Below are 24,209 nucleotides of genomic sequence, written 5' to 3'. Positions count from 1 at the left end.
CCCGGATGTACCGCGCGCCGTGGCGGCGCGGTCCCCGCCTACCCTGTCCAGGCCATCAATTGCAGTCGACCGACGTCTCGCCTTCCTTCTCGTCGTCGTCATCATCGTCATCAGCGTCGCTCGACGGTTCATCGCCGTCTTGTTCCGACTGAAGGATATTGGCCAACACCGCGTTGATGGTCGGGTCGACGAACAACCCCGCGAGGAAGGTACCGGTCTGCGAGCCGCCATCGAGCAGCGGATCGGCCAACAGGTCGCCGCAGCCCACGCAGCTCGTGAAGGTGATGTCGGCCGCGCCGCCCATGCCCAGGAACAAGGCATCGGTATTGGCCGCCGAACCTACTTCCATGGTGATGTCCTGCGCTTCCACCTTCATCTCGCCGAACGAGGCAATCGCCGCGAACGCGCCGCCGCTGCCGCCACCGAACAGTTCGATACGCTCGGCCGAGGTCGCGTCCATGGTTTTGCCCGCCAGCAACAGCGCTATCGGTGCGTCGATGGTGATCGGCTGCCCCTCGTTGAGATTGCCGGGAAGCAGGGACGCGAGAAGCTCGAAGCTCGGCGCCGGCGGCACTTCTTCACCGGTGCCGGCCTTGAGACTGATGAGGCCACTGCCGTGGGCGAAGATCTTGGCGCTGTCGACACCATAGAGCAGCGCGTAGGCGCCCTTGGCGTTGCCGCCTTGCACGACCACGTCTTCCGCATCGACTTCCAGTTGCCCGGCAATCACCGAAGTCGGCTTGCTGTCGGCCAGGATGGAGACGAAGCCTTCGCCTTCACCGCGTTGGGCGAGATCACCCGACTTGGAATTGGCGAACAGCTTCAAGAAGCCAGCGGTGAAGATGTTGCCCTTGACCTCGATGCTGCGACCGGCCTCGAGCGTCAATGAGCCGGCCTTGGCGCCGATGGTGATGCCTTCGGGGATGAAGATGTCGTTGCTCGCCTGCAGGGTCAGCGAGCCGCCGGCATCGAGGAACTTCACCACCGCCGGTATCGACACCGCCAGTTCGTCACTGGGGTTGCTGCCGAAGCCGATGGTATCCACCGCCTGGGTCTTGGTGCCGTCCAACAGGTCTATGCGGCCGGCATTGGTGAAGCCGTCGACAGCCGCAGAGGGACTGATGATCAGCACGCGGTCGCCGCCGAGGCTGACCAGATCGCGACTGCCGATGCGATCGCCGGGCGCGCCGACGAAGCTGTTGCCGCTGTTGATCTCGCCCACCGTCAGCCCACGGCTGACGTTGAGGAAAGTGATGGCCCCGGCATTGCTGTTGTAGTCCGGCGAGGTCAGCACGAAGTTGCCGCTCGGCAGTTCCAACATGCCGTTGAGGAAGTTCTCGTCGTGATCGGCACCCACGAAATCATTGGCGAACGCACCCACCAGGCTGTTCTTGGCGGTGACCCTGCCGACCGGCAGTTCGCCGGGCTTGAACCAAGTGATGGCGCCACGACCGCCTTGCCAATTGGGCGTGAACACCGCGCCGAAGGCCGGCGCGAGTGCCGGCGGCAGGGTCTGCGTGTTGAACAACAGCACCGGGAAGCTGCCGCTGCCGACGAAATCGTTGGCGAACGAGCCGACCAGGCTATTGCTGGTGGAGATTTCACCGTTGAGCGCTTCGCCGATCGTAAACCAGGTGATGGCGCCTCGACCGCCGTTCCAGTTGCTGGACATCACCGCGCCTTGTTGGACTTCGCCGATTTGAACGGTGCGGATGGAATCGCCGCGACCAGAGTTACCGACCTGGTCATTGGCGAAAGTGCCGACCAGGCTGTTGGCGGCGGAGATGTTCCCTGCTATTGGCGTGCTGGTGCCGACGAAAGTGCCGGTGCTGAGGTCGATCAGCGAGACCGCGCCGGCGTCGGTGGCCGCGCCGTTGTCCCAACCGGGCGTATTGATGGCGCGGATACTACCGGTGACGAACTCGTCGAACTGGCCGATGCCATCGCCAGCGGTGGAACCGACCAGGCTGTTGCTGGCACTGATCACGCCGCGCGGGGGATTCGCCGGGTTGAGGTAGGTGACCGCACCGCGGCCGCCATGCGCGCTCAGCATCAGGATCGGGCCGTTGCCGAAGCTGAAGGAGAACACGTTCTGGCCCATGTGGTCGCCGGCATTGGCGCCCACCAGTGAATTGGCGCCACTCACCACACCCTTCACGCCGGTGGTGATGCTGCCGAAGGTCAGGGCGCCGGCATTGCTGTTGAAATTCGGCGTGTTCACCAGGTACCGACCGCTGCCGGCGATCTCGCTCGCGGAGAAACTGCCGACGAACTCGCCACTGGCGGCGCCGACCAGGCTGTTGCCCGGCCCCACGTTGCCTACCAGGTCGGAGCTCATGTTCCAGAAAGTGACCGCGCCGCGGTTGTTGTTCCAACCGCCGTGCACCAGCAGACGATTGCCGTTGCTGAGACTGACGAAGAAACCGTCGCCGATGATGTCTCCGGTGTTGGTGCCGACCAGGCTGTTGGCGTTGCCCACCACGCCCGACTTGGGTGCTGTCGGCAGGAAGGTGGTAACCGCGCCGGCGTCGACCGCCGCGCCGTTGTCCCAATTCGGGCTCATGACCACCACGCGTCGATTGGCGCCGAAACCGACCAGGCGAATGGTGTCGCCGCTGCCCAGGTTGTCGTTGGCCGTCGAGCCTACCAGGCTGTTGCCGCTGCCCATCAGTCCGGTCGGCACGGCGCCCGCACTGTCGAAGAACGTCAAGGCGCTCTTGTTGAGATCGAAGCTGCCGGTTCTGACCACGTGCAGGCTGCTGCTGCCGCTGACGAGGTTGATGAAGCTGCCGCCCACGTCGTCGCCGGTATTGGCGCCGACCAGGCTGTTGCCGGTCGTCACCACGCCGCTGCCGCCGGTCAGCTCGCTGGCCCAGGTAATGGCGCCGGCACCGAGAGTGCTGCCGCCGTTGCTCCAGTCCGGGCTCCTCACCGCCACCCTGTGGTTGGTCAGCATCTGCACGCCGCCGATACCGACATGGTCGCCGTTGACGCCACTGAAGCTGCCAACGATGCTGTTGGTGCTGTCGATGTCACCCGCCAGGCCCGTGCCGTTGACGAGGTCGACGAAGGTCACGGCCCCCATGTTGTCGTGCCACTGCGGATTGATCAGGAACACGTTGCCGTTGTCGGTCGAATCGGTGTTGGCGTTGTCGCCCACCCGATCGTTGGTCTGCGTGCCGACGAAGCTAACACTGTTGTCGTCGACGAAACCGCGCGCGCCCTGCAGGATGTCGCCAAACGTGACCGCGCCGGCATCGGTGGCGCTGGTGTTGGTGTTGTCGACATCGGGGCTGAAGACCATGTAATAACCGACCCCGGCGTTGCTGCTCTCGATGCCCAAGCTGCCGAGGTTGTCGTTCGCGCTATGGCCTACCAGGCTATTGGTCTGGTCCAGGCTGCCGGTCAACACGCCGGCATTGCTGCCGCCGAAATGGCCTGAGTTGACGTCGAGAAAGGTCGCCGCGCCGGCGCTGGAATTCCACGCCGGGCTATGGATGACCAGGTTGCCATTGGCCAGGGTCTCGAAGCCGCCGCTGCCGACCTGGTCACCGGTGTGCGTGCCGACGAAGCTGTTGGTGCTGTCAATCTGGCCCGCGATGCCGGTGGCATCGGAGAAGTAAGTGATGGCGCCGACATTGGCCGGGCCATTGAATTCGGACACCGTCGAACTGCGGATGATGTAGCGCCCAAAGGCGACATTGCGCAGCGTGCTGTTGGCGCCGACGTTGTCGCCGGGGTTGACGCCGGTCAGGCTGTTGCTGGTGCCGAGGGTGCCGGCGAAATCGGTATCGTTCAACCAATGCCCGCTGGACGGATCGAGGAACGTGACGGCGCCGGTGTTGCTGTGCCAATTGGGTGAGCGGAACAGCACGGTACCGCTGTCGAGAAAATCGGGCGAGCGCGAGCCGACGGCGTCACCGCTGGTATCACCCACCAGGCTGTTGCTGGAATCCACCAAGCCGCTCACGCCGCCGTTGACGTCACCGACCGTGATGGCACCGACATCGGTCGAACTGAACTGGTCGAGGTTGGGGCTCAGCACCACGAACTTGCCGCCGCCAACCTCGAAGATGCCGTTGCTGCCTATCGCATCGCCCGCCGCTCCGCCGATCAGTGCATTGCCGCTGTTGATCGAACCGGTCAGCGGCGCATTGCCGCCGTTCAGGAACACCACCGCGCCGCCGCCGCTGTTGGCGGTGGCCGAGTAGACCAGCGCACTGCTGTTGCCGCTGCTGAACAACTGGTAGACACCGAAGTCGCTGCTGAACAGCCCCGGGATCGAGGTGCTATTGCCGATCTGGTCGTTGGGCGCGGAACCCACCAGGCTGTTGGCGCTGGACACCGCGCCCGTCAGTGAATCGCTCAGCTTGAACCAGGTCAACGCGCCGACATCAGGCACCGACGGCGTGTCGTCCCACAGCGGGCTGCTGACGACGAAGATGTTGTCGGTGGTGTTGGAGTAGGCGTAGCCCACGCCTGCGCTGCCGATCTGATCGTTGGTCTCGGTGCCGACCAGGCTGTTGGTGGCGTCCAGCACGCCGGCCAGGCTGGTGGCCGTGCCGTTGAAAGTGCCGGTCGCGGCATTGAACAAAGTCACCGCACCGGCGTCGGTCTTGTTGCCCGGTGCGGTCCAGGTGGGGCTCTGGATGGAGTAGGTGCCGCCACCGAGGGAAGTGAAACCACCGGAGCCGACGTTGTCGCGCGAGTCACCGCCTATCAAGCTGTTGCCAGCGCCGATGGTGCCGGTGGGCGGCGCCGAGAAGTCGATGGCCGTAACCGCGCCCGCGCCGCCGTTGTCGCTGCGCAGCAAGCCAAAGCCAAAACCGGTGTTGACGATCTGCGAATCGCCGACCAGGTCGCCGCTCGACGCGCCGACCAGGCTGTTGCTGGAACTGACCACGCCGGGCGTGAGGCCGGTGGCGACATCGCCGGCCGTGACGGCGCCGGCGCTGTTGTTCCAGGTCGGGCTGTAGATGTAGAACTTGCCGTTGATGATGTCGAAGTTGCGCGAGCCGCCGTTGGCATCGTGGCCGATGCGATCGGTCGACAGCGAGCCGACCAGGCTGTTGCTCGAATCCACCACGCCGGTCGGCAAGGACGAGGCGCTGATATAAGTGACGGCGCCCGCACCGCCGTTCTCGGAAAACAGCAGGAATCGGCCGCTGCCCAAAGTGCCCAGTTGACCGCCGCCATTGCCGAGATCACCGACCACCGCGCCGACCAGGCTGTTGCTGGCGCTGACCGCGCCGGTTGGCGTGGCCGTGCTGTTGATCCAGGTGATGGCGCCAACACCGCCGTTCCACGAATTGCTGGTCAAGGCCCAGGTGTTGCTGGCCCCGACCTGGAACAAGCCACCGTTACCGATGGCGTCGCCCGACGTGCTGCCGACCACGCTGTTGCTCGCGCTGACGACGCCGGTGGTGCGTACACCCTCGTGCAGCACCGTGAGTGAGCCTAGCCCGGCGTTGGCGCTGGACACCGCCCAGTTCGTGCCGCCGAGATGGGTGATGGAATTGCCCAGCAAGTCACCGGGATTGGCGCCGACCAGGCTGTTGCCGCTGGAGACCGTACCGCGCAGGGTGCCCGCGGTCACGATGGTGACCGCGCCGGCGCTGGAATTGAAATTGGGACTCAGCACCGCCACCGAATTGGCGCCGAGCACTTGCAGCGAGCTGCTGCCGATGTTGTCCCCCGCATTGGCGCCGACCAGGCTGGTGCTGGCGTCGACCGCACCGCTGGTGCCATTGACCGGGTCGAACACGGTCAAGGCTCCTGCGCCGTTGCCCCACTGGCGTGAGCGCAGCAAATGCCGGCCGTTGAAGGCAAACGCGTTGAGGAATTCGTTGCCGACCTGGTCGCTCGCCGAGGTGTTGTTCACACCGTGCAGCTCACTCAACAGGGCGCCATCGGACAGGCGGTAGACATACACCGCGCCGGCGTTGGTACCGCCGAAGTCGTCATCAGGATCGTAGACCACCACGGTGGTCGCATCACTGACGCCGTTGAAGGACGAAACGCGGTTGCCGAAAGCGTCGAAGTAATCGACGCGATCGCCAAAGAAATTATCGGTGCCGGGGTGCGGGTCGAGCAGCTTGGTCGGGGCGGCCGGCAATTCCTCAGACGTGAAACGGATGTTCTTCGGGTCGAGCAACAGCGTCCCTTCGGCGCCGTTGCGGGCAGTGACGTCGACCTCGCCGGAGAAGCCGAGGCCGTTCTTGCCGGACACTTCAACGCGACCGCCATCGCCGCCGTCCACGCCGCCGCGCGCCGAGATGCTGCCGGCGAACTGCGTGGTACCGTCAGCCCACACCACCACGTCACCGCCGTCGCCATTGGCGCGCGCGCTGGCGTTGATGGTGGTCGTGTCGTTGACGATTGTGCGTTCGGCGGCATGCAGGTCTTCACCGCCGCGGAATCCACCGCCGACGCGCACCCGACCACCGCCCGAGTCACCGTCGGCGCGCATCCGCGCCGCCGCCAGGGTCACTTCGTCACCGAGCACCGCGACACTGCCACCGCGCTCGCCGCTGGCGCGCAGGCTGCCCGAGACGAAGGTGCTCTTGCCGCCGTCGACGGCGATGCGCCCGCCCTTACCTTCGATGGTGTAGGTCTGCAGCGTGGCGTTGACCGTGGCGATGGTGGCCTCGGTCGAGCGGATATTGATCTTGCCGCCCACCTCGCCGCCACGCGCCGAGACGATGCCGTCGACCAGCAGATTGTTGCCGCGCACGATCACCGTGCCGCCGTTCTCGCCGTCGGCGCGCACCGCGCCCAGGGCATCGATGGTCGCGTTCTTGTCCTGGTTGCGCGCATCGATGCTGATGTCGCCGCCGTCTTCGCCCTTGCCACCCGAGGCGCGCACCAGGCTGCCCTCGGCCAGCGCGATGCGATTCGAGGCCTTCAGCGATATGCGGCCCGTGCCATCGGCGCTGGCGGTGTCGGCGTTGATTTCGCCGGAATGACGAATGGTGCCGGCCAGGATGCTGGCGGTACCGCCGCTCGCGAGCAGCTTGCCGAGGTTGACGACTTCGTTGTCCGGCGCGCGCACGTCGAAGGTGATGTCCGGGTCGTCCAGGCTGGCGATGGTGATGGCCGTGCCGGCGGCCAGGATCAGGTCACCGTTGGGGCTTTCGATGAGGCCGCTCCTGGAGCGCCCCGCTTCGGGAACGTTCTCGATGCGCGGCGCTATCAATACCACCTCGCCACCGGGCGCGGTCTTGATGTAGCCGTGGTTGGTGACCGTGCCGCTGGCCGAGTCTCCTTCGAACTTGAACCGTCCGGCGAGGAAATCCTGGTCCGTGATCTGCAAGGTCGACAGCACCACGCCGGCGGTATCGACCGAGCCATCGCGGCCGATCAGGATGCCGGCCGGATTGATCAGGAACACGTGACCGTTGGAAACGAGGCTGCCGAGGATCTCCGAGCTGTTGCCGCTGGTGACGCGATTCAACACCGCGCTGGCGGCATTCTGCTGTATGAAGCGCGTGGTCTCGCCCTTGCCGATATCGAACGACTGCCAGTTGAGGACCGCCGCCGGAGAGTTGGTTATCTCGAGGGTCTGGGGCGTGGGGTTGGCGAACACGGCCGAGCCGCTGACCACCTGCGCGCCTTGCGGGTTCGCACTCGCGCCGACGCTTGCGATCAGGCCTGTGACGAATGACAGGACCTGGCCGCCGCGGCGACGGGTGATTTTCAGTGAACCGTGCATTCGAGACCTCCGTTGTTCAGCGTCTCATTCAACTGCTCGAGCTGTCCGCCGACCTCGACAGCATGGAAAATCGGGTCTTCCGCCTGGAACGGCGGCACCTCGGTCAATTGCTGCGCGGGGCCGCCTTGGTTCCCGACGTGGCTGGCCTCGCCTTGGCCGAGCTGGATTTCGTTCTCTTCGGTCTGCACCGCGCAGATACCGGAATAGCAGCTGACGTACAGGCCGCTCTCGGGGTCGGTCGACGTCGGCGCCGGCGGCGGTTCCTGGAATTCGATCGAACCTGGCGGCGGCAGATCGGGCGGCATCGGCACGGGCAGTTGCGGCACGCTCTGCGGCAGCATGCCGGTGCTGCCCACGAATATGGTCTCACCGGCCTGCACCTCGCCACCGTTGACGTCGATGGCGCCCTCGTTGACCTGCGAATAGAAGCCATTGCCGCCCGGCGCCGCGTTCGGGTCCGTGGCTTGGCAGGGCCCCACGCACATGGCCGTCCAGTCGGTGCCGCGGATACCGATCGTGGCCACGGCGGTACGCATCTGGTAGGTACCGCGGCCCTTGTGGCCGACCAGGCCACTGACCGCGCGCAAGCCGCCGCGCAGCAGGTTGAAGATGCTCTCGCTGCGCTGCGGTTCGGCCATCTTGAATTCCACGCGCTCGACGCGGAACTCGGTGTTGGGCATCAGCGTCACGCGGCTCTTGTCGGCGAACACCAGCACCGCGAAGGCATCGGCATTGGTGATGACGGTGTCACCGTTGTAGACCGGCGCGCCGGATTTCAAGGGCCGCGCGTGGCTGCTTGGCGCGCGCACCAGGGCATCGCCCTTCACGAACCCGGCACGGCCGGCGGGCGTCGAATGGGCCCGCGCTTCCTCGCTGCAGTCGCTGCCGCACAGGCGCGCGTCGAATTCGGTGCCGCGGATACCGATGGTTGCCACCGAGGTGCGCAGGCGCATGGCGTTCGGATTGCGCTTGCTCATGAAGCCGGTGACCGCTCGCAGGCCGCCCTTGAAGAGGGTCATGAGGCCCTCTTCGCGATTCTCCGCCACCTCGTACTTCGCAATCTGGAAGGACGACTCGGGACGCAGGGTGATCTTGGTGCCGTCGGCCAATTTGAGCAGCGCCACGCTGCGCGGCCCGGTGGTCACCACGTCGCCCTCGTTGAGCGCTGATCCCGGGCCCAACAGGTGCGGCGCGCCGCCCGCCACGTGGGCGCTGACCACGCCGTGGGCGAGCATCACGTCGCCGGCCTTGTTGGCCGCCCACAGCGGCGTCGCCAGCAGCGCCAGCGCCGCCGACAGGACCAGGCCCCGCGCCGGGCGGCTCAATAACGGTAGGTAAGGTCTAGATGCCATTTCGAATTGCCCCGATCCGATGCCTCGCCGTCCGCGCTCGCGAGCGGCAGTCCATAGTCGATAGCCAGCGACAGCTGTTTGCGCCATTGCCACCTCGCGCCCAGACCGATACTGGAAATCGTATCGTTCTGGCGCTGCCCCACCACCGGATCGATCAGCGCTTTGTGACCGACATCGATAAAGCCGAGGAAACGAGCGTCGAGCAGGCGTTTGACCGGCGGCGACCACAATTCGAAATTGAGGATCACGCCCTTGTCGCCGGCGATGGTGCGTTCTTCGAAGCCACGCACCGAGTGCACGCCGCCCGCGCCCAACTGCTCGCCGGGGATGAGTGCCTGGCCGGTCAACTGGGCGGTCATGCGGCCCAGCGCGGCAAAGCCGCGCGGCAGGCGTTGCGTGACCAGCGCGCCGAAATGGCCGACGGTGAAATCCGGCGTGGCCGGCGCCCGCACCAGCGCGTAGTCCGTGGCGTTGTTGTGATTACCGGCCTCGATGTTGTGGCTGACATCCCAGTAGAAATCGACGCTGGTGCTGGACCAGGAGTAGGAGCCGTCGTAGCGTCCCGAGAATGGTCGGCTGCGCACCTTGGTGCTGAGCGCCGTCAGGCGCAGGCCGTTGGCTGAAGTGAAGATGGCGGTGTCGAACAGGCGGTCCTGCACGCCCAGCGTATAGCTGTGCTTGTAGCGACCGATGTTCACCAACTGGTGTTTGAAGCTGAGGCCGTAGAAGGTGCCGGCGCCCTGGATATCGAAGATGCCGCCCTGCACGCCGTCGACGTCGACTTCCGAATGGACGTAGAAGCCGGTCAGCCAACCGTTCAAACGATAGATGGGCAGTTGATAGGAACTGGCGTATTGCAGGACGTTTTCGGCGTTCTCGGGCGAGGTCGTGACCGAGCCTTGCAGCACGTCGTCGTGACGCGTGAGGTTGTCGTACTGGCCACCCATGGTGAGACGGGTGCGGCCGGTGCCAGCGGTACCACCAGCGGCGACATCGGAGGCGCCGTCCCCGGCACTGCCGATGTTGTTGATCTGCGCGAACACCGACCACGGCTTTTCTTCCGCGACCTTGAGCACGGCGTCGAGGGTGTCAGGCGTCTCCTCGCTCTCGCGGAAATTGACCTGCACTTTCTTCGAGGGATGTTCGTTGACAACCGCCAGCGAACGCGACACTTCGGCGGTATTCGGCACTTCGCCGGTCTTCAGGGCGCGCACGCTGCGCTCCACCGCCGCGGCCGACACGCGCTTGTTGCCTTCCACCACCACCTTGCCGATCGGCAGCGCGAGTATCTTGATGGTGACCACGCCGTCGACGATGTCCTGCGGCGGCAGCACGGCGCGGTAGAAGCGGTATCCGCCGCTCGCGAGCGCGGCGTTGATGGCATCCTTGGCGGCGTACAGCGGTTCGAGGCCATCGAACTCGCCGACGAACGGCGCCAGCGCCTCACTGGCGGCAGCGCCAATGGGATTGTCGCCCTCGACCTTGTAGGTCTTGACGACGATTTTCAAAGGTGGAGCCTCTTCCGCCCAGACGGATTGCCCCCCACACGCCGAGACGGCGCACGCCAATAGCAATGCTCTTAGCACTCGTCCCCCAACAGCCCAAACCCCGAGCTTTTCATACTGTAATTTAAATCGTTTTTTCAACGATGTACATGACTATCATCAGGCCAGTCCGAACCTCTGCAGGCGAAGGTGAAATCAGGTGTCGGCATTCGAATGAAGCACGCCGGCGGCGCGCAGCGCTTCGATGCGCGCGGCGTCGTAGCCGAGCATCCCGGTCAGCACCGCCTCGTTGTGCTGGCCGAGAAAAGCGGCCTCCAGCGGCTGGTTGTGCTCGAAACCGGAAAAACGCAGCGGCATGCCGGGCATCAGCACCTCGCCGAGCTTGGGGTCCTTCACCACGCGCACCGTGCCCCGTTCCAGCATATGCGGATGGCTCACCACCTGGCCGATACGCAGCACCGGCGCGCAGGGCACACGCTCGGCTTCGAGGGCGGCGAGGATGGCGGCGTCATCGGGCTGCGCGTCACACCAGGCCTGCAGGATGCCGATCACGTCGCTGGCACGGGCCACGCGCTTGGCGTTGTCGTTGTAGCGTGGGTCGTCGGCCAACTCCGGGCGTCCGATGGCGCGGCACAGCGGTGCCCACTGGTTTTGCAGCGCGATGATGCAGACATAGCCTTCGCGGGTCTTGAACAGGCCCAGCGGGCAGACCGCGAAATGCTGGCTGCCGGCGCGGGTCGGCTCGACCTCGCCGTTGGTGAGGCTGTACAGGTGGATATTGAGCTCGTGGTAGCCGGTGTAGGCGTCGAGCAGCGAGATGTCGAGATACTGGCCCTCGCCGCCCCGCTCGCGGTGCAGCAGCGCGAAGCCGATGGCGGCGGCGGCGTGCACACCGGTCGAGATGTCGCCCATGCTCACCATCGGAAATGACGGCGCGCCATCGGGGTCGCCGATCATGCCCATCACGCCGCTGTAGGCCTGGGCGATGTAGTCAAAGCCCGGCAGTGACGACAGCGGCCCACTCTGACCGAAAGCCGAGATCGAGCACATCACCAGGCGCGGGTTGATCTTGTGCACCTCGTCCCAGGAAAAGCCCATGCGGCCAATCACGCCCGGGGCGAAATTCTCGATGAACACATCGGCGGTCTTCAGCAGGTCCGTGATGATCGCACGGCCTTCCGACGTCTTGGCGTTCAGGCATATGCTGAACTTGCCGCGATTCTGCTGGGTGTAATAGGCGCTGCGCCCGTTCTTGTGCGCCGGCAACATGCGCGCCACGTCGCCGAGTGGCGGAAACTCGACCTTGATGACCTCGGCGCCCATCTCCGCCATGAGCCGCGACGCGGTCGGGCCGGCGAGCACATGGGTCATGTCCAGCACGCGGAAGCCATTGAGTATGTGGTTGGGTAAGGCAGCCATCATTCCCCTCCCCCGAGGATGCAATCAGGCATGATTATGAGTGGCCCGGCACTCACGGCCGGGCCAATGATGGCGGCCGCTCAGCCGACCTCGACACGCGAACGCAGCAGCTCGCGGCGCTCGGCGCGTTCGTACTTGCGCGCCGGGGTGTTGACGATTTCGGCGAGTTCGGCGGCGTCGCGCCCGGCGGCGATGCGCTCGTCGGACACAGCCTCGTAGGCCGTCGAGCGCTGTCGCGGCGTGCGCTCGCAGGCCGTGATCATCGCCATCATTTCTTCCGGCGAGGTCTCCTGGCCATGGCTGGCGCCGGCCGCGCGCGTGATGCTCTCGTTCATGAGCGTGCCGCCCAGATCATTGGCACCGGCATTGAGGCAGGCGCGCACGCCCGCGTGCCCCATTTTGACCCACGAAGTCTGCACGTTGCGGATATGCGGATGCAGGGCGAGTCGCGCCACCGCATGCATCAGCACGCATTCGCGGAAGGTCGGGCCCTTGCGCGCGCGGCCCTTGAGATACAGCGGCGCTTCCATGTGCACGAAGGGCAGCGGCACGAATTCGGTGAAGCCACCGGTCTCGCGCTGCAGGTCGCGCACCCGCAACAGGTGACGCGCCCAATGCTCGAGCCTGTCGACGTGTCCATACATGATGGTCGAGGTGGTACGAAATCCGACCTCGTGCGCGGCGCGCATCACTTCGAACCACTGCGCGGTGTTGATCTTGTCCGGGCAAATGATGGCGCGCACTTCGTCGTCGAGGATCTCGCCGGCGGTGCCCGGCAAGGTGCCGAGACCGGCGTCCTTGAGGCGCGTAAGGTAATCGCGCAGCGGCAGCTTCAGGGTCGCCGCGCCCTGCCACACTTCCAGCGGCGAGAACGCGTGGATGTGCATGTCCGGCACGGCGTCCTTCACTGCGTCGAGAATGGCGATGTAGGTGTCGCCGGTGTACTGCGGGTGTATGCCGCCCTGCATGCACACCTCGGTCGCGCCACGCTCCCAAGCCTCCAGCACGCGGCGCTTGATCTCGTCGTGATCGAGATCGTAGGGCGAGCCGCGCAGGTTCTCCGACAGTTTGCCCTTGGAGAAGGCGCAGAACTGGCACTTGAAATAGCAGACATTGGTGTAATTGATGTTGCGATTGACGACGAAGCTCACCACGTCGCCGTTCTCACGCTGACGAATGCGATCGGCGGCCTGGCACACGGCGCTGAAATCATCGCCGCGCGCGCGGAACAACCTGACGATGTCGTTTTCGTCGATGAGCTTGCCGGCCTCGCAGCGCGCGAGGATGGCGGCCACGTCGCTCGACACGCGGGCCGGACGCCGCGAGATCGCCTCCACCACCGCCGGCGGCGGCGTCATGTCCTCGCCGGGCGACCAGTCGTCGGTGCGCGGATAGCCATCCGCATCGATCATCTGCAGCAACGGGGTCTCGAAACGCTGCGCCACCCATGACGCCGGACCGCGCAGGTACTGCGGGTAGATGGTCAGCCGTTCGTGGAGATGTTTGCCGGCGGCGGCGGTGTCGGCGGCAAGCTTGTCGAGATGCGGCCACGGCGCTTCCGGGTTCACATGATCCGGCGTCAGCGGCGACACACCGCCCCAGTCGTTGATGCCGGCCTTAACCAATTCGGGCAGCGCGCCCGGGCTCAGGTTCGGCGGCGCCTGGATGCTCATGTGCGCGCCGAACACGATGCGCGCCACCGCCAGCGTCCACAGCATGTCGTCGAGGTCGGGCTCCGGCGCGTCGTGCATTTTCGTATCCGGCTTGGCCCGGAAGTTCTGCACGATGATTTCCTGGATGTGACCGAACTCGGCGTGCACGGCGCGCAGCGCCAGCAGCGCTTCGATGCGCTCGCGGCGGGTTTCGCCGATGCCGATGAGGATGCCGCTGGTAAAGGGGATACGCGCGCGACCGGCGTTGCGCAGGGTTTCGAGGCGCACCGCCGGCCGCTTGTCGGGCGACCCGTGGTGCGGCATGCCCTTGGCGCACAGACGCTCCGACGCCGACTCCAGCATGATGCCCATGCTCGGCGACACCTCGCGCAGCATTTCGCATTCGGCGAGCGTCATGGTGCCGGGGTTCATGTGCGGCAACAGGCCGGTCTCGCTGAACACCGCCTCGGCCGCCGCGCGCAGATATTCCAGTGTCGAGCCGAAGCCCATGCGCGCCAGCGCGTCGCGCGCGGTCTTGTAGCGCAACTCCGGCCGTTCGCCGAGCGTGAACAGCGCCTCCTTGCAACCGAGGCGCTGACCTTCGCGCGCCAAGGCCACCACCGCCTCGATGCTCATGTAGGGCTCGGTGACGCGCTTCGGCGCCTGGGCGAAGGTGCAGTAATGACACACGTCGCGACACAGCTGCGTAAGCGGAATGAAAATCTTGCGCGAATAGGTCACGCCATTGCCGAAGCCCTGGTCGCGCAGCCGTGCGGCGCTCGCCATCAAGGGCCCGAGTTCGGCGCATTCGGCCAGCCGCAGGGCCTGCGCATCATCCGGAGTCTGCCCCGCTTCCGCGGCTGCCAGTATCGAAGCGATGGAATTCATGACTTACAAAACCGTGAAGCGGCGGCGACGTCGTTTACGAGGCGAGTAAAAAAACTGCTGCGCTCAGCATGTTTCTCTACCAGCCGGTCAAGTCGCGCGCACTGGTGTGATGAGGCATGACGCGGCGCGCGATGCCGCTGTCACATAGATAAGCCAGGGTCTCGGTCTCACTGTCATAGGTCAACAGCGTCTGCAGATCCATGGGGTTGTCGACATCGAGCGCGAGGCCCGGCAGCAAGGCGACCTGTGCCTGGATGCCGACGTCGAGCGCCGCCTGGCGATGCTTGGCGAAGCTGCCCTTGCCGAAGGCGAAATGGATGGCATCGGCGGGACTGACCGCCAATGCGTTGGTGCCATCGTGTTCACGGTCGGGCGCCAGGGTCACGGCCGGCGCACCGCGATGGGTGAGCAGCAGTTCGTCGATCTCACGGCCGCTGACCAGCGGCACGTCGCCCGGGATCATCAGCATGCCGCGTTGACCGTGGGTCGCGAGCCATTCGCCCGCCAATTCGATGGCGCTGGAAAGATCGTCCGCCGTGTCTTCGAGAAACAAGCCGCCGATGCGCTCGACGCAGTAACGGGCGCGCACTTCGCGCGACACCACCAGCACGCCCGCCACGCGCCGACTCTCGGCAATCGCGCGCAGCACGTCGTTCAACATGGCCTGCGCCAGGGATTCGCGCTCGGCCGCCGACAACAGCGGCGCCAGTCGCGTCTTCGCATTCGAGAAACGTTTGACGGGAACGACGACCCACATGCCGGCTTCAGAATGTACGGAGAAAGTCCAGGGCAGTGTGCGCCAGATTGATCCTATCGTCCAGCGTCACCATGACGCTCTGCGCGGTGCTCACACGCAGCGTAGTCGAGGCGATTTGCGCGGCCAGCGCGCGGTCGCTTTCGTCGAGTATGAAACCATCGATGAGCGAGCCGTAATGGGCCGCCACCGCCGCCGCGGTCTGCGGCAGCGCGAGTTCCTCCATGATCTTGGCGGTCGGCCCCTTGATGGCGAGCCCCGCCACTATCGGTGACACCGCCACCACCGGCGCGCGGCAAGCGCGCAAGGCCTCACGCACACCCGGCACCGCGAGTATCGGGTCGATGCTCAAGAATGGATTCGACGGGCAGATGATGACGCCGGCGAGATCGCTTGCGCGCAGCGCCTCGAGTACGCCGGGCGCCGCGCTGGCGGTCGCCGCGCCGTCGAAGCTGAATCCGCTCACCCGCGGTGCGCAGCGTTCACGCACGAAGTAATGCTGGAAGGCCAGCACACCGGCGTCGCAATGCACCAGGGTGCGCACCGGCTGGTCGCTCATCGGCAGCGCGCGATGACGGATGCCGAGTGCCGCGTAGAGTTCGGCGGTGACCGTCGACAAGCTGGCGCCCGCGCGCAGGCGCAGGCTGCGTTGCAGGTGCACCGACAGGTCGCGATCGCCGAGCCGGAACCAGGTTTCGCCGCCGAGTTCGGCCAGCGCGTCCAGGCATTGCCACGATTCCCCCGCCCGCCCCCAGCCGGTCTCGGTATTACTGAGGCCGGACAGCGTGTACATCAGGGTATCGAGATCCGGCGCGATGTGCAGGCCGAGGTGCTCGAAGTCGTCGCCGGTGTTCACTACCAAGGTCAGGGCGTGCGGCTCGAGCAGGTGGGTGAGGCCCAGCGCCAGCTTGGCGCCACCGACGCCACCGCTCAGTGCGACATAGCTTGCCATGTCAGTTGAACAGGTCGTCGGCCGGCGGACGGATGATGTCGGCGGCGCGTCCGTGGTGCGCATCGACCGCGAAGCCATGCACCACCGCCACCGGCGTACGCTCCGTCGATTCGCCCATGAGCAGGGTGGCCATCGCCGCGATGGAGTCGGCGCGGTTGATCATGGTGACCTTGAGCTCGCGGCCGAACATGTCATGCTGGCCGCGGCGGTCATCCAGTACTTCGATGCCGGCGCAGCCGATGGCGCCACCGATGGTGCCGAGCCGCCACGGCCGGTTCATGCTGTCGCAGATGATGACGCCGACATGGCACCCGGCCGCCGCGCTCAGCGCCTGGTGCAGACGCTGCGCCGAGGCATCGGGATCGACCGGCAGCAGCAAGGCCTGTTCACCGCCCTCGTGTTCCACGTTCGACTGGTCGATGCCGGCATTGGCGCCGACATGCCCGAGCTTGTGGCGCACGATGATGACGCCGGGCTTGCGGCGCATGACGTAGGCCGCTTCGTCGAGGATCAATTGCGCCATGCGCGGATCCTTGTCGGTGGCGGCGGCGAGTTCGATGGCTTCGTCACCCGGCGTGACGCTGGCCACCGGCACCAGTCGGCCTTCCGCCTTGGACACGATCTTCTGCGCCAGCACCACGATGTCGCCGTCGCTGAAACTGACACCGTCGTCGGCGGCGGCGCCGAGAATGATCGCGACGAGATTGTCGCCCGACTTGACGAGCGGAATACGCGACAGCGTGGTGAGGGATATACGGGGCATAAACAATCCGCGGCTGGTGGTCTCGCGCCCGGCGAGTCGATGCATTCGGCGCAAGCACCCGGCCTCGCCGGGCGGGCTAATGTAACCGCGAAGGGCCGCGCCGGCGCAAGCGCCGCGCACACCGCCGACACCCTCGGTTCGGCAATGTCACCGGCGAAAGGATCGAGTACTATTCGGCCCTTTCCGGGCCCATGCATGCGCCTTGCCCGTGGCGCCGTCGCAGGCCGTTTTCGTTCGCAGCGGAGGTCGCTCGTGTCGCTCAAAATCGGGGTGTTCCAGATCCAGCCCGATAGGCGTGGCGACCCCGCCATCGTGGCCAAGGCCGCCGAGGATCTCGGCTTCCATTCCTACTGGGTGCCGGAGCACGCCATCATGCCGATGTCGTTTGCATCGGATTACGTCGGCGACCCCGGCAACCCACCGCCCGACTACCTGTGGCAGATGCCGGATCCGTGGGTTGCGCTGGCGCGCGCCGCCACCACCACGCGCAGCATCAAGCTCGGCAGCGGCATCTGTCTCGTTCCGGAACACAATCCTTTGATCCTCGCCAAGCAGGTGGCGTCGGTCGATCACTACAGCCATGGTCGCGTGCAGTTCGGCATCGGCGCCGGCTGGAATCGCGAGGAGTCGGAGATCCTGGGCGTCGATTTCGACCACCGCTGGACCCAGACCCGCGAGTGCGTGGAAGTGATGCGCAAGCTGTGGCGCGAAGACGCCCCGTCCCACAGTGGACGTTATTACAACTTCCCACCCATCCGTTCCTACCCCAAACCTGAAACCCAGGCCGGGCCGCCGATCATGTTCGGCAGCTCCGGTTCGGCGCGCGTGTTCAAGCGCGTGGTCGCTTGGGGCGAGGGCTGGATCCCGGTGATGTCTTCACTGGACGAATTCGCGGCCGGTTGCCGCGAACTTGAAGCGGCCTGCGCGGCCGCGGGCCGCGACCGTAGCAGCATCCACGTCGCGCCCTTCGCGCTGGAAGGCCTGTTCCGCAGCGCCGAAGGCCGCGACCAGGTGGCGGCGGCTGGCGCCGACGAACTGATTGTCTGGATCATGGCGCGTGAGCTGGAGGACATCCTCGACGAGTTGAAGCAACTCGCCGAAGAATTGCTGGACAACGCGGGCGACGCGCGCGCGCCCGACGACGACGATTGATGGCACCGGGCGACGTCCACACGCCGCCCGTAACGACACACGCTGACGCGGTCGGGACGCGACGCACGCCCCCGCCGCCACGCATTCGAATCCTTTAGACGACGGAGGTCTTCGCATCATGGGTATGCTCGACGGCAAAGTGGTACTGGTTACCGGCGGTGGACGCGGCATCGGCCGCGACTTTTCTTTGGCGATGGCGGCCGCCGGCGCCAAGGTGGTGGTGAACGATCTCGGCGCCAGCACCGACGGCGCCGACATCGAAGGCACGCCCGCCAAGGAAGTGGTGCGTGAAATCGAGGCCATGGGCGGCCAGGCAGTCGCCAATTTCGGCAGCGTCGCGCGCTACGAGGATGCGCAGGCGATGGTGGCCGACGCCATCAAGCATTTCGGCCAGCTCGACGGCGTCATCAACAACGCCGGCATCCTGCGCGACCGCATGTTCCACAAGATGAGCCTCGATGAATGGCATGCCGTCATCGACGTGCATCTCAACGGCTCGTTCTACGTCAGCCGCGCGGCCGCCGATCATTTCCGTGAACGCAACACCGGCGCCTACGTGCACATGACCTCGACCTCGGGCCTCATCGGCAATTTCGGCCAGGCCAACTACGCCGCCGCCAAGCTCGGCATCGCCGCGCTGTCGAAGAGCATCGCGCTGGATCTCGGTCGCAACAACGTGCGCTCGAACTGCATCGCGCCGTTCGCCTGGACACGCATGATCGGCACCATTCCGATCACCGACGAAGTGCAGCGCCAGCGCGTCGAGCGGCTGAAGGAAATGACGCCGGCCAAGATCGCGCCGATGGCGGTCTACCTGCTGTCTGACGCGGCCAAGGAGGTCACCGGGCAGATCTTCGCGGTGCGCAACAACGAAATCTTCCTGATGAGCCAACACCGCCCGAAGCGTTCCATGCATCGCGGCGACGGCTGGACCGCCGAGACCATCGCCGAGCATTGCATGCCGGCCTTCAAGTCGGATCTCTACGCGCTCGACCGTTCGCAGGACGTGTGGCCCTGGGACCCGGTGTAAGCATCGCAGGAGTCAGGTCATGACCCAATCCGCCCAAGCTTCGACCCTGGCCGCCATCCCCGAGGTACTGAAGGGCATCGACGCCTTGTTCCGCCGCGCGCTGCGTCATACGCATGCCGAGGTGACGAGCGCGGCCGACGTCAACCAGGCCTTGGATCACTGCCAGGTGCAAGGTTACGAGTTCGCCATGATCAATGCCGAACTCCATGCCGCCAACGCCATCATCGACTACGCGCGCTCGTGCATGACCGAGCGCGACGGCGATGAGCACGGCGCGGCCTTCGAGAGCCACCTGGCGGGCGCCTTCGTGGCCGAGATCCTGCTCAAGCTGCGCGCGCGTTTCGAAAAGATTCGTCACCTCACGGGCTTGAACGGCCGCGAGGTGCACGAAGCATTCGAGACCGCCGAAGCCGAACGCTTCAACGCCACCCATCTGCAGCCGGCCTTTCTCGAGGCGACGGCCGCGCAGATCCTCGAGCACGGCAGCCATGGCCGCTCGCTGCTCGATGAGGACAAGCAGATCATCGCCTCGAGCTTCGCGCGCATCGCCGACGACATCGTCGCGCCGCAGGCCGAGCACATCCATCGCGACGACCTGAATATTCCTGAAGACATCCTCGCCGCGCTGGTGGAAATGGGCTGCTTCGCGCTGTCCATCCCCGAAGCTTACGGCGGCACCGCGCCGGCCTCCGGCCACGACAACCTCGCGATGTGCGTGGTGACCGAGGAGTTGTCCCGCGCCTCGCTGGCCGCCGCCGGCAGTCCGCTGACGCGCCCCGAGATCCTGTCGCGCGCCATCATGGCGGGCGGCGACGAAGCGCAGAAGCAGCAATGGCTGCCGGGCATCGCCGCCGGCAATCCCATCGTGGCCATCGCCGTCACCGAGCCCGACTGCGGCTCCGACGTCGCTGCGGTGCGGCTGCGCGCCACGCCGACCGCCGGCGGCTTCCTGCTGAACGGCGCCAAGACCTGGTGCACCTTCGCCGGCAAGGCCGGCCTGCTGATGGTGCTGGCGCGCACCGACGCCGACCCGGCCGCCGGCCACCGCGGCCTGAGCCTGTTCCTGTTGGAAAAACCGCAGACCGACGACAAGGCCTTTGAATTCCGTCAGCCCAGCGGCGGCGTGCTGAGCGGCAAGGCCATCCCGACCATCGGCTATCGCGGCATGCATTCCTACACATTGTTCTTCGACAACGTGTTCGTACCGGAAGCCAACATCATCGGCGGCAAGGCCGGGCTCAACCGCGGTTTCTACCACACCATGGCCGGCTTCGCCGGCGGGCGCCTGCAAACCGCCGCGCGTGCCTGCGGCGTGATGCGCGCCGCCTTCGAATCCGCCATCCGCTACGCCAAGGATCGCCGCGTGTTCGGGCAGCCCCTGGCCGACTACCAACTGACCCGCGCCAAGCTGGTGTCGATGGCCGCCAACCTGCGCGCCTGCCAGGAAATGACCTACGACGTGGCGCGACTGATGGACCAGGGCCGCGGTCACATGGAAGCGAGCCTCGTCAAGCTCTACGCCTGCCGCGCGGCGGAATCCATCACCCGCGAAGCGATGCAGATCCACGGCGGCATGGGCTACTCGGAAGAAACCGCCGTCAGCCGTTACTTCGTCGACGCGCGGGTGCTGTCGATTTTCGAAGGCGCGGAAGAGACGCTGGCGCTGAAGGTGGTGGCACGGGAACTGATATTGAAAGGCGAATGATCTCCTGTGGGTCAGACTTCGGTCTGACTTGGGGGAGCCTCGTTAAGGCATCATGCCGCTGATGCAAATGTCAGACTGAAGTCTGACCCACAATAAGAATTCAAGCATTGAAGTGAATTCGGAGGCCCGATGAAGAACCACGCAGAACTGATCGGCACGGTCATCAACAAGCAGACCGAGACCTACGGCATCAAGGACGTCATCCTCTATGCGCTGGCGGTGGGTGTCGGCGCCGACGCGGTCGACCCCAAGCAACTGCCGTATGTCTACGAAGAGCCCGAATTGCGCACGCTGCCGACCCTCGCACTGGTCATCGCCTATCCCGGTTTCTGGATGCGTGACCCCAAGTACGGGTTCAACTGGCAGCAGGTGCTGCATGCCGAAGAGGCATTGGAAATCCATGAGCCTTTGCCGTCGTCCGGCACGGTGACGGGCGAAACCATCATCGAAGACGTGGTCGACCGGGGCGCCGACAAAGGCTGCTTCGTGTACTTGAAGAAAGAACTGCGCAGCGCTGACGGCAAAACCCTGTATGCGACGGTGCGCTCGAATACCCTGGCGCGCGCCGACGGCGGCTTCGGCGGCAAGAGCCAGGCGCGTCCCGCGCCGCCGGCGCCGCCCGAGCGCGCGCCCGACCAGGTGTGCGATCTCGCGACCAACTTCAACCAGGCCTTGATCTACCGCCTGTGCGGCGACATGAATCCCTTGCATGCCGACCCCGCGGTCGCGACCGGCGCCGGCTTCGAACGGCCCATCCTGCACGGCCGCTGCACCTTGGGCGTGGCCATGCACGCCATCCTCAAGAGCTGCTGCGACTACGACGCGCGACGCATGAAAACCTTGAACGTGCGTTTCTCATCCCCGGTGCTGCCGGGCGAGACGCTGCGCACCGAGATCTGGAACGAGGACGGCATCGCCTATTTCCGCACCTCGGTGCTGGAGCGCAAGGTGGTGGTGCTTAACAACGGCAGTGCGCGCATCGCGCCCTGAGGAGTTCCCATGCAGGCAATCCTGAAAGGCATGCGTATCGTCGAGGGCTCGGCCTTCATCGCCGCGCCGATGTGCGGCATGACCCTCGCGCAGCTCGGCGCCGACGTCATCCGCTTCGATCAGCTGGGCGGCGGTATCGACTATCACCGCTGGCCGGTCACCAAGGACGACACCAGCATCTACTGGGCGGAAATGAACAAGGGCAAGCGCTCGATCGCGGTCGACATCCGCGCGCCGGCCGGCCGTGAACTGGTCACCGAGCTCATCTGCGCGCCGGGCGAGAACGGCGGCATCTTCTCGACCAACCTGCCGGCGCGCGGCTGGCTCGATTACAAGGCCTTGAGCGCGCGTCGCCCCGATCTCATCCAGCACGAAATCGTCGGTGACCGCCACGGTTCGAGCGCGCTCGACTACACCGTCAACGCCAAGGTCGGCTTCCCCTACCTGACCGGCCCCGAGGAAGACCCGCGTCCGGTCAACCACGTGCTGCCGGCGTGGGACATTGCCACCGCCTATCTCGCCGCCATTAACCTGTTGGCCGCCGAGCGTCATCGTCGTCTGACCGGCGAAGGCCAGCAGGTCAAGCTGGCGCTGGCCGACGTCGCCCTGGCGGCGGTCGGCAATCTCGGCTTCATCGGCGAGCTCCACGTCAACCACGAAACCCGCGGGCGCAACGGCAATTACCTCTATGGCGCCTTCGGCCGCGACTTCGTGTCCAGCGACGGCCAGCGCGTGATGATCATCGCGGTCAGCGCCAAGCAGTGGGAAGGCCTGTTGAAAGCCACCGGGCTCGGCAACGAAGTGGCCGCGCTGGCCGCGCGCATGGGTCTCGATTTCGCCAACGAGGGCGATCGCTTCAGCGCGCGTCGCGAATTGTGCGCGCTGCTCGAACCGTGGTTCGCCACGCAGCCCTTCGCGCAGCTCGCCAAGGTCTTCGAAGAATGCGGCATCTGCTGGGACAAGTACCAGACCGTGCGCGAACTGGTCGAGAACGACCCGGACTGTTCGCCGGACAATCCGATCTTCTCCAACATCGAACAACCCGGCATCGGCACCTACCCGGTGTGCGGCACGCCGATGTACTTCTCGAAGATGGAACGTCAGCCGCCGCGCCCCGCCGCGCGTGTCGGCCAGCACACCGATGAAATCCTGGCGGACGTTCTCGGCCTCGACAGCGCCGCGATCGGCCGCCTGCATGACCAAGGAATCGTCGCCGGCCCGTCGGCGACCTGAGAGAGAGCGACATGAGTACCCGACAGGAGAAATTTTCCGGAACCAAGGAGGTGCAGGCGCACCTCGCCTTCCCCATCGACAAGCTGGCCGCGTTCATGGAAGCCGAGGTGGAAGGCTACGAAGGACCGCTGACGGTCCGCGAATTCAAGGGCGGACAATCCAACCCCACCTACCAGCTCGTCACGCCCAAACAGCGCTACGTCCTGCGTCGCAAGCCGCCGGGCAACCTGCTGCCGTCGGCGCACCAGGTCGATCGCGAATTCCGCGTCATCGATGCGCTCTACCGCGCCGGCTTTCCGGTGCCGCGCGCCTATGCGCTGTGTGAAGACACGAGCGTGGTCGGCACCATGTTCTACATCATGGAGATGGTCGACGGTCGCATCCTGTGGGACTTGCACCTGCCGGGCCCGACGCCGGCCGAGCGCGCCGCCATCTACGACGCGATGCTGGTGACCTTGGCCGATTTGCAGAAGCTCGATTACAAGAAAATCGGCCTCGAAGGCTTCGGCAAGCCCAACGATTACATCGCGCGCCAGATCCACGTGTGGAGCAAGGGCTACAAGTCGTCCGAGACCACCAAGATCCCGCTCATGGACAAGCTCATGGAATGGCTGCCCAACAACATTCCGCCGTCCGACGAGGTGTGCGTGATCCACGGCGACTACCGCATGGACAACATGATCCTGCATCCCACCGAGCCGCGCGTGATCGCGGTGCTGGACTGGGAGCTCGCCACGCTCGGCGATCCGCTCGGCGATTTCAGCTACCACATGGCGCCGTGGGTGATCCCGGCGGTCGATGAGCGCGTATCCAGTCTCGACGGCATGGATCTCGAAGCGATGGGCATCCCCACGCAGGCGCAATACATCGCGCGCTATTGCGAGCTCACCGGCCGCAAGGAAATAAAGCACATGGAGTTCTACAACGCCTACACCGCGTGGCGCCTGGCGGCTATTTACCAGGGCATCATCAAGCGCGTGCAGGACGGCACGGCGGCGAGTTCCGACGCACCGTCCACCACCGACATCGTCGAGCGTTTCGCCGAACGCGCCTGGGAATACGTCGAGGGCAAGCGCGGCTGAAGCCAGGCCTGACAGCGTCAC

Annotated in this window: 14 protein-coding genes; 6 read left to right on the top strand and 8 right to left on the bottom strand. The window is 65.6% G+C overall.

Annotation, left to right across the window (positions count from 1 at the left end):
- Positions 1-55 precede the first annotated feature (55 nt).
- The 8 genes from IPM80_02180 to cofE form a co-directional block, all read right to left on the bottom strand.
- Positions 56-7,711: a filamentous hemagglutinin N-terminal domain-containing protein gene (locus IPM80_02180; GenBank protein ID MBK8957253.1), complete on the bottom strand. Its 7,656-nt coding sequence runs from the start codon at positions 7,709-7,711 to the stop codon at positions 56-58.
- Positions 7,696-9,063, bottom strand: a complete 1,368-nt coding sequence (locus tag IPM80_02175) for a FecR domain-containing protein (GenBank protein MBK8957252.1) — start codon at positions 9,061-9,063, stop codon at positions 7,696-7,698. The genes IPM80_02180 and IPM80_02175 overlap by 16 nt, the downstream gene beginning before the upstream one ends.
- A complete protein-coding gene (locus tag IPM80_02170) occupies positions 9,033-10,571 on the bottom strand; it encodes a ShlB/FhaC/HecB family hemolysin secretion/activation protein (GenBank protein MBK8957251.1) in 1,539 nt (512 codons plus the stop codon). The genes IPM80_02175 and IPM80_02170 overlap by 31 nt, the downstream gene beginning before the upstream one ends.
- Before the next feature lie 192 nt (positions 10,572-10,763).
- Complete coding sequence (locus tag IPM80_02165) at positions 10,764-11,987, bottom strand: CoA transferase (protein MBK8957250.1); 1,224 nt, start codon at positions 11,985-11,987, stop codon at positions 10,764-10,766.
- Between the two features lie 80 nt (positions 11,988-12,067).
- Positions 12,068-14,527: a 5-amino-6-(D-ribitylamino)uracil--L-tyrosine 4-hydroxyphenyl transferase CofH gene (cofH, locus tag IPM80_02160; GenBank protein ID MBK8957249.1), complete on the bottom strand. Its 2,460-nt coding sequence runs from the start codon at positions 14,525-14,527 to the stop codon at positions 12,068-12,070.
- A 76-nt stretch (positions 14,528-14,603) separates the two neighbouring features.
- Positions 14,604-15,284, bottom strand: a complete 681-nt coding sequence (gene cofC / locus IPM80_02155) for a 2-phospho-L-lactate guanylyltransferase (protein ID MBK8957248.1) — start codon at positions 15,282-15,284, stop codon at positions 14,604-14,606.
- Between the two features lie 7 nt (positions 15,285-15,291).
- Positions 15,292-16,233 carry a 2-phospho-L-lactate transferase gene (locus tag IPM80_02150; protein MBK8957247.1) on the bottom strand — a complete coding sequence of 314 codons (942 nt, stop codon included), beginning with the start codon at positions 16,231-16,233 and terminating at the stop codon, positions 15,292-15,294.
- Position 16,234: 1 nt separating this feature from the next.
- The gene (cofE, locus tag IPM80_02145; GenBank protein MBK8957246.1) at positions 16,235-16,996 is read right to left on the bottom strand and encodes a coenzyme F420-0:L-glutamate ligase; all 762 of its coding nucleotides are present in this window, start codon (positions 16,994-16,996) and stop codon (positions 16,235-16,237) included.
- A 252-nt stretch (positions 16,997-17,248) separates the two neighbouring features.
- Here cofE and IPM80_02140 point away from each other — a divergent pair, with 252 nt between their 5' ends.
- The 6 genes from IPM80_02140 (at position 17,249) to IPM80_02115 (ending at position 24,188) form a co-directional block, all read left to right on the top strand.
- A complete protein-coding gene (locus IPM80_02140; GenBank protein ID MBK8957245.1) occupies positions 17,249-18,148 on the top strand; it encodes an LLM class F420-dependent oxidoreductase in 900 nt (299 codons plus the stop codon).
- Between the two features lie 124 nt (positions 18,149-18,272).
- Positions 18,273-19,178, top strand: a complete 906-nt coding sequence (locus IPM80_02135; GenBank protein MBK8957244.1) for an SDR family oxidoreductase — start codon at positions 18,273-18,275, stop codon at positions 19,176-19,178.
- A gap of 19 nt (positions 19,179-19,197) precedes the next feature.
- A complete protein-coding gene (locus tag IPM80_02130; protein MBK8957243.1) occupies positions 19,198-20,883 on the top strand; it encodes an acyl-CoA/acyl-ACP dehydrogenase in 1,686 nt (561 codons plus the stop codon).
- A 129-nt stretch (positions 20,884-21,012) separates the two neighbouring features.
- Positions 21,013-21,873: a MaoC family dehydratase N-terminal domain-containing protein gene (locus IPM80_02125; GenBank protein MBK8957242.1), complete on the top strand. Its 861-nt coding sequence runs from the start codon at positions 21,013-21,015 to the stop codon at positions 21,871-21,873.
- Positions 21,874-21,882: 9 nt separating this feature from the next.
- Positions 21,883-23,106: a CoA transferase gene (locus IPM80_02120; GenBank protein ID MBK8957241.1), complete on the top strand. Its 1,224-nt coding sequence runs from the start codon at positions 21,883-21,885 to the stop codon at positions 23,104-23,106.
- A gap of 11 nt (positions 23,107-23,117) precedes the next feature.
- Positions 23,118-24,188, top strand: coding sequence for a phosphotransferase family protein (locus IPM80_02115; protein MBK8957240.1), 1,071 nt, complete (start codon positions 23,118-23,120; stop codon positions 24,186-24,188).
- Positions 24,189-24,209: the final 21 nt, after the last annotated feature.

This window comes from Pseudomonadota bacterium (genome assembly GCA_016719885.1).
Lineage (GTDB): Bacteria > Pseudomonadota > Gammaproteobacteria.
This window is presented reverse-complemented; position numbering and strand designations above follow the sequence as displayed.